Here is a 6058-nt window from a genome sequence, read left to right on the forward strand (position 1 = left end):
AAATTCAGAGCGTGGAAATTCCACTGGCCTGATCATCTTCATTTATAAAAATTAGTCAATAATTATTTATGTTGATTAGCCGGTGTTTCGCTGCATAATCATTCCCACGCGGTTTGATTGATTCAGCCGTGCTCGCATGTGGCAAAGGGCTGTTTTCGAATGAATGATACAGTGGATGATGTGACCACTGAAAAGAAAAAGCCCGTCCGGGTCACGGCCAGGCGCAAACGCGTCAACAAGCGCGTGACGATGACCGATATCGCGCGCATCGCCGGCTGTTCGCAGGCAACGGTATCCTTCGTGCTCAACAAGACGCCGGGCATCAAGTTGGCGGCGGAAACGCGCGAACGCGTGATCGAGGCTGCCCGCTCGCTCGGCTATGCCGCGCCCAACTTTGCCCACCTGGACAGCCATGATGCCTATGCGCCTGCGGTCGACGGCAAGATCGGCTTCGTGGTCGACCAGCTGGCAACCAGTCCCGAAGCGGTCGTTGCCATTGAGGGCGCGCGGCAGGCCTCGTGGAATGCAGGCAACATCATTCTGGTTGCCCAGACATTGAATGATCCAGAGATGGAGCCGCGCACCATCCGCGCCCTGCGCGAGCAGGGGATTTCCGCGCTGATCTATATGGCGATCTTTACCCGCGAGGTGACGTTGCCGGACTACCTCTACAATCTCGATATCCCGCTGGTGCTCCTCAACTGCTATACCGCCGACTATGCTTTTCCGGCGGTCGTTCCGAGCGAGATTGCCGGCGGCCAGCACTCGACCCGCCACCTGATCCAGCACGGCCACCGGCGCATCGGCATCATCACTGGCGAGCCGTGGATGGAGGCGGCGAAGGATCGGCTGCGCGGCTATCGCCGGGCACTGGCGACCGCCGATATCCCCTTCGATGCGGAACTGGTGATCGAGGGCGACTGGTCGGCAAGCGCGGGCTACAAGGCGACGAAGACGCTGCTGGCGCTGAAGGACCGGCCCACTGCCATTTTCTGCCAGAATGACCGGACCGCCATCGGCTGCTACGAAGCGCTGAAGGAAGCGGGCATCCGCATCCCGGAGGATATTTCGGTCATCGGCTATGACGATGAAGAAATATCACGGCACCTGCACCCGCAATTGACCACATCCGTCCTGCCGCACCGGGCCATGGGCCGCTGGGCCATCGAACAGCTCGACAGCTATGCCCCGGAGAGCAGCACGCGCTATCCCATCACCAAGCTCGAATGCCCGCTGGTCGAGCGTCTCTCGGTGACGGAGCGCGCCGGGTTGAACGGTGCTAGGTCTGGTCCGGGTGTGACTTTCCTTTGACATAATCAGCCCGGTCGATGCCGTGGCGCTGAAGCTTGTCGTAGAATGTCTTGCGCGGAATGCCCAGGGCCTCGATCGTCGTCCTCACATCGCCATTGTTGCCGGTCAGGGCCTCGCGGATGAGTTTTGCCTCATGGCGTTCCATGGCTTCGGGCAGGGTGAGCGTGCTGGCCTGCGACGGCGTGTGTTCACTGGTCATTTCATCCAGACCCAGCGCAACCCGCTCGGCGAAATGCGCGAGTTCGCGCACATTGCCGGGCCAGTCATGATCCATCAGCCGCGCGCGCATCGCCGTGTTCATTTCCTGCGGTTCCGTCTTGAAGCGGATGGCGGCGCGATGCAGGAAATGCGTGAACAGCAGCGGAATATCCTCCTTGCGCTCACGCAAGGGAGGGATCGAGACCGTGACGACATTGAGACGGTAGAACAGATCTTCGCGGAAATTCGCCCGCTGTTCGGGGCTGCCGAGATCCACCTTGGCGGCGGCGACGACGCGCAGGTCCACGGGCCTGTGTTCATTGGTGCCAAGCGGCGTGATTTCCCGCATTTCCAGAACGCGCAGCAGTTTGACCTGCGTGGCCAAGGGCATGCTTTCGATCTCGTCGAGGAACAATGTACCGCCGCTGGCATGTTCGATCCGCCCGATACGCTTGTTCTGCGCGCCGGTGAAGGCTCCGGCCTCATGGCCGAACAGCTCGCTTTCGATCACCGATTCCGGCAGGGCGCCGCAGTTGAGCGCAACGAAATTGCCCTGCCTGCGGCGGCTCCATTCATGCAGGAGACCGGCGGCCACGTCCTTGCCGCTGCCGGTCTCGCCGGCGATCAGCACGTCCACATCGGCATTGGCCACATGACGCAGCGTTTTGCGCAGATTCTGCATCACGGGTGTCTGGCCGATCAGCGGCACTGTTTCGTCGGAGGCCTCCATGAATTGCCGCAGCTGGCGGTTTTCCATGACAAGCTGGCGCTTGTCTGCGGCGCGGCGGATGCTCTGGACGAGGCGCTCGGCCGGATAGGGTTTGGCGATGAAATCGTAGGCGCCTTCCTGCATGGCCTCGACGGCCATTTCGATATCGCCATGTCCGGTGATCAGGATGACGGGCAGGTCCGCGTCCATCGCGCGCAGGCGCCGGAAAAATTCCAGTCCGTCCACATGCGGCATGCGGACATCGCTGACGACGACGCCGGCGAATTCCGGTGTCAGGAAGCGCAGGGCACTCATGGCATCGGCGAACGGAATCACGCTGAACCCGGCAAGTTCCAGCGTCTGCCTGTTGGCGTTGCGCAGGTCGTCATCATCGTCGACAAACGCGATTTGCGGCTGGAAACTCATGATCAGGCAACCCTTTTGAGATGGACGGTGAATCGGGTGCCGGCGCTGCTGCTGTCCACTTCGATGCGTCCGCCATACTCGGCGACAATGTCATGGCAGATGACCAGGCCAAGCCCGAGCCCGCGGTCCTTGGAGGTATTGAAGGGGGTAAACAGCGCCTGCATGATGTCATCGGGAATGCCGGGGCCGTTATCGGCCACGGTCAATTGCACCTCGTCATCGGCGACGGCGTAGCCGACGCTGATCCGGCTGGATGGCCCGCCTTCGGTTGCCTCCAGCGCGTTCTGCATCAGATTGATCAGCACCTGTTCGAGCCGGATACGGTTGCCATGCACCTTCAGCCCGGCCGGCGGCGTCTCGGTCGTGATCTTGCCGACCGTCTGGCGGAAACGGCTGCCGAGCAGCAGCAGCGCGCCTTCGATGACGTCGCTGACGTCAGCCGGACCGGCATCGCCGGTGCCCTTGCGCGAGAAGGTGCGCAGTTCATCGGTGATGCTGCCGATGCGTTCGGTCAGGCCCGCGATGGCCGACAGGTTTTCCCTGGCCGGTTCGACCTGATTGCGCGACAGAAACGTCGCGGCATTGTCGGCATAGGCGCGGATGGCCGCCACGGGCTGGTTGATCTCATGCGCAACGCCCGCCGTCACCTGCCCGAGAATGGCAAGGCGGTTGGCCTGCACCAGTTCCTGCTGCACGGTCTGCAATTTGTTTTCGGTTTTCTGCCGCTCCTCCGCCTGCATCACCAGTTCGGCATGCGCGGTGCTCAGCGCTTCGGTGCGTTCCGCGACGCGGCGCTCCAGTTCGCGGCGCGCCAGTTCCTGCTCCTGCAGGCGCTGCAGCGCCAGGCCGCGGCGATGCAGAAAGAACGCGGTGAAGCCGAGGACAGGCGCAATGACCGCCAGGGCCGCGAGCTGCGCGGCACGGATGGCTTCGCTCACCGCCGCGCCGGCCGGGGTCAGCAATTGCAGGATCCAGCTGGTTGTCGGCACGGGAACGCGGACCCGGACATATTCCGCGTCCTGGCTGGAGCCCGGCAGCTGGGCGGTTACCCTGTCCGGCGTCGCGGTTGTCAAGGCGGGCGCGACGTTCAAAGGTTCGAGCGGCGCATTGCCGAACTGCAGGCTTTCCCGGATCGGGCCGAGCTGTTCGGCCGGGATCGGTGCCTGCGCCATGAAGCGCCATTCGGGAAAGCTGGTGATCAGCACGATGCCGCGAGGATCAAGGACATAGGACGGGTCGCTGCTCCGGCGCCAGTCGGCCTCCAGTTCGTCGAACTCGACCTTGACGACAATCACGCCAAGCAGGCCGTTCGGACCGTCGATGCGCCGCGAAATATACAGGCCCGGCCGTTTGCTGATCGTGCCGAGCGCATAGTGCTCGGCGCTGCCATTGGCGAGTGCGCGCAGATAATAGGGGCGGAAACTGTAGTCGACGCCGACAAAGCTGGTCGGTTCCTGCCAGTTGCTGGCCGACAGGGCCGTGCCCTTTGCATCGAGGAGATAGATGACGGACGCGTGCGTGCCTTCAATCAGGCTTTCCAGCTTGCGGTCGACAAGATGCAGCATGCTTTCGCTGCGGGATGACAGCGCGCTGATGAGGTCGCGGTCCTGCGAGAGGACGAAGGGCAGGGAGCGTTGCTTCTCCAGCACGGTCCGCAGCAGGACGGCATTGAGTTCCGCCGCGCTTCTCGCCCGGGTTTCCAGCGCGACATAGGCGCGGTTGCGGCCGTAATCATTGGCGGCCAGCAGGGCGCCGAGGATGATGAAAACGGCCAGGGCGCCATAGACGATTTTGCCCATGGTGCTGAATCCCCCGGTCCGGGGCAGTATATCGGCATCGTTTGGCAGGGGGCGGTCCATGGCTGATTTGTGCATATATCCGCACGATTGACAATCTGTTTGTGCGAAATTCCGCACATTTTTATATCCCGCGCCCGGAGGATAGAAATAATATGCAATAAAATCAATATATTATCAAATAAATTAAGATTGGCACGGTGCTTGCTTATGCCTTTCCAGAGAACGCATGCGTTGTTCTCGAGAACAAGAAGGGCCCGGGAGGCTGACAGGGTTTCTGCCAGACGCGGCTCGCACCATGGAGGAAGACATGAGTCCTGTGACCATCAGCGCAGCACCGCAGCCGCGCGTCAAGAAACCAATCTATACCCATCTGTATTTCCAGGTCATCGTTGCCATCACCATCGGCATCGCGCTTGGCCATTATTATCCGGATACCGGCACGAGCATGAAGCCGCTCGGCGATGCCTTCATCAAGCTGGTGAAGATGATCATTGCTCCGGTCATTTTCCTGACCGTGACGACCGGCATCGCCGGGATGAGCGATCTGCAGAAAGTCGGCCGCGTCGCCGGCAAGGCGATGATCTACTTCCTCACCTTCTCGACACTGGCGCTGATCGTCGGCCTCATCGTTGCAAATGTCGTGCAGCCCGGTGCCGGCATGAACATCAATCCGGCAACGCTTGATCCGGCCTCGGTCGCCACCTACACGCAGCAGGCGCATGAACAGAGCGTCATCGGCTTCCTGCAGAACATTATTCCGACGACCATCGTCGGTGCCTTTGCTTCCGGCGACATTCTTCAGGTGCTGTTTTTCTCGGTTCTGTTCGGTGTATCACTAGCCATGGTCGGCGAGCGCGCCGCGCCGGTCACCAACTTCCTGCATGTGCTGTCCGCACCGGTGTTCAAGCTGGTCGCCATTCTGATGAAGGCTGCTCCCATCGGTGCCTTCGGCGCCATGGCGTTCACCATCGGCAAGTACGGCATTTCATCGGTTGCCAACCTGCTGTTCCTCATCGGAACCTTCTACCTGACGTCGATCCTCTTCGTGGTGATCATCCTCGGTGCCGTCGCCCGCTACAACGGCTTCTCGATTTTCGCGCTGATCCGCTATATCAAGGAAGAACTGCTGCTCGTTCTCGGCACCAGCTCATCCGAAGCTGCCCTGCCGACACTGATGGCGAAAATGGAAAAGGCTGGCTGCAAGAAGTCCGTCGTCGGCCTCGTCATTCCGACCGGTTATTCCTTCAACCTGGACGGCACCAATATCTACATGACATTGGCTGCGCTGTTCATTGCCCAGGCAACCAACACGCCGCTGACCCTGACCGATCAGGTTCTGCTGCTGCTGGTGGCCATGCTCAGCTCCAAGGGCGCTGCCGGTATCACCGGTGCCGGCTTTATCACGCTGGCGGCAACGCTGTCCGTGGTTCCGGCCGTGCCGGTCGCCGGCATGGCGCTGATCCTCGGCATCGACCGCTTCATGTCGGAATGCCGTGCCCTGACCAACCTTGTGGGCAATGCGGTCGCAACAATCGTTGTTGCCCGCTGGGAAGGCGAACTCGACAAGGGCCAGCTTGACCGCGCATTGCATGGCGGCGTCAGCGAAGACGAAGCC

4 protein-coding genes are annotated in these 6058 nt (G+C 61.3%); 2 read left to right on the forward strand and 2 right to left on the reverse strand.

From position 1 onward, the window contains the following. The first annotated feature begins 159 nt into the window (after positions 1–159). Positions 160–1311: a LacI family DNA-binding transcriptional regulator gene (locus RDL77_RS21635; RefSeq protein WP_288194657.1), complete on the forward strand. Its 1152-nt coding sequence runs from the start codon at positions 160–162 to the stop codon at positions 1309–1311. Here RDL77_RS21635 and RDL77_RS21640 read toward each other — a convergent pair. Together RDL77_RS21640 and RDL77_RS21645 are read right to left on the reverse strand one after the other, a co-directional pair. After that, positions 1280–2644: a sigma-54 dependent transcriptional regulator gene (locus tag RDL77_RS21640; protein ID WP_288194658.1), complete on the reverse strand. Its 1365-nt coding sequence runs from the start codon at positions 2642–2644 to the stop codon at positions 1280–1282. The two genes, RDL77_RS21635 and RDL77_RS21640, sit on opposite strands and share 32 nt — an antisense overlap. 2 nt (positions 2645–2646) lie before the next feature. Continuing rightward, the gene (locus RDL77_RS21645) at positions 2647–4443 is read right to left on the reverse strand and encodes an ATP-binding protein (RefSeq protein ID WP_288194659.1); all 1797 of its coding nucleotides are present in this window, start codon (positions 4441–4443) and stop codon (positions 2647–2649) included. Between the two features lie 307 nt (positions 4444–4750). Here RDL77_RS21645 and RDL77_RS21650 point away from each other — a divergent pair. Further along, on the forward strand, positions 4751–6058 hold a 1308-nt coding region (locus tag RDL77_RS21650; RefSeq protein ID WP_288194660.1), incomplete at its 3' end, for a dicarboxylate/amino acid:cation symporter.

Source organism: uncultured Phyllobacterium sp., from assembly GCF_902479695.1.
In the GTDB taxonomy this organism is placed as follows: Bacteria; Pseudomonadota; Alphaproteobacteria; order Rhizobiales; family Rhizobiaceae; genus Phyllobacterium; species Phyllobacterium calauticae.

Coding starts and splice junctions, on each gene's coding strand:
- RDL77_RS21635 (WP_288194657.1), top strand. CDS start 160: ATGAATGATACAGTGGATGATGTGACCACTGAAAAGAAAAAGCCCGTC.
- RDL77_RS21640 (WP_288194658.1), bottom strand. CDS start 2,644: ATGAGTTTCCAGCCGCAAATCGCGTTTGTCGACGATGATGACGACCTG.
- RDL77_RS21645 (WP_288194659.1), bottom strand. CDS start 4,443: ATGGGCAAAATCGTCTATGGCGCCCTGGCCGTTTTCATCATCCTCGGC.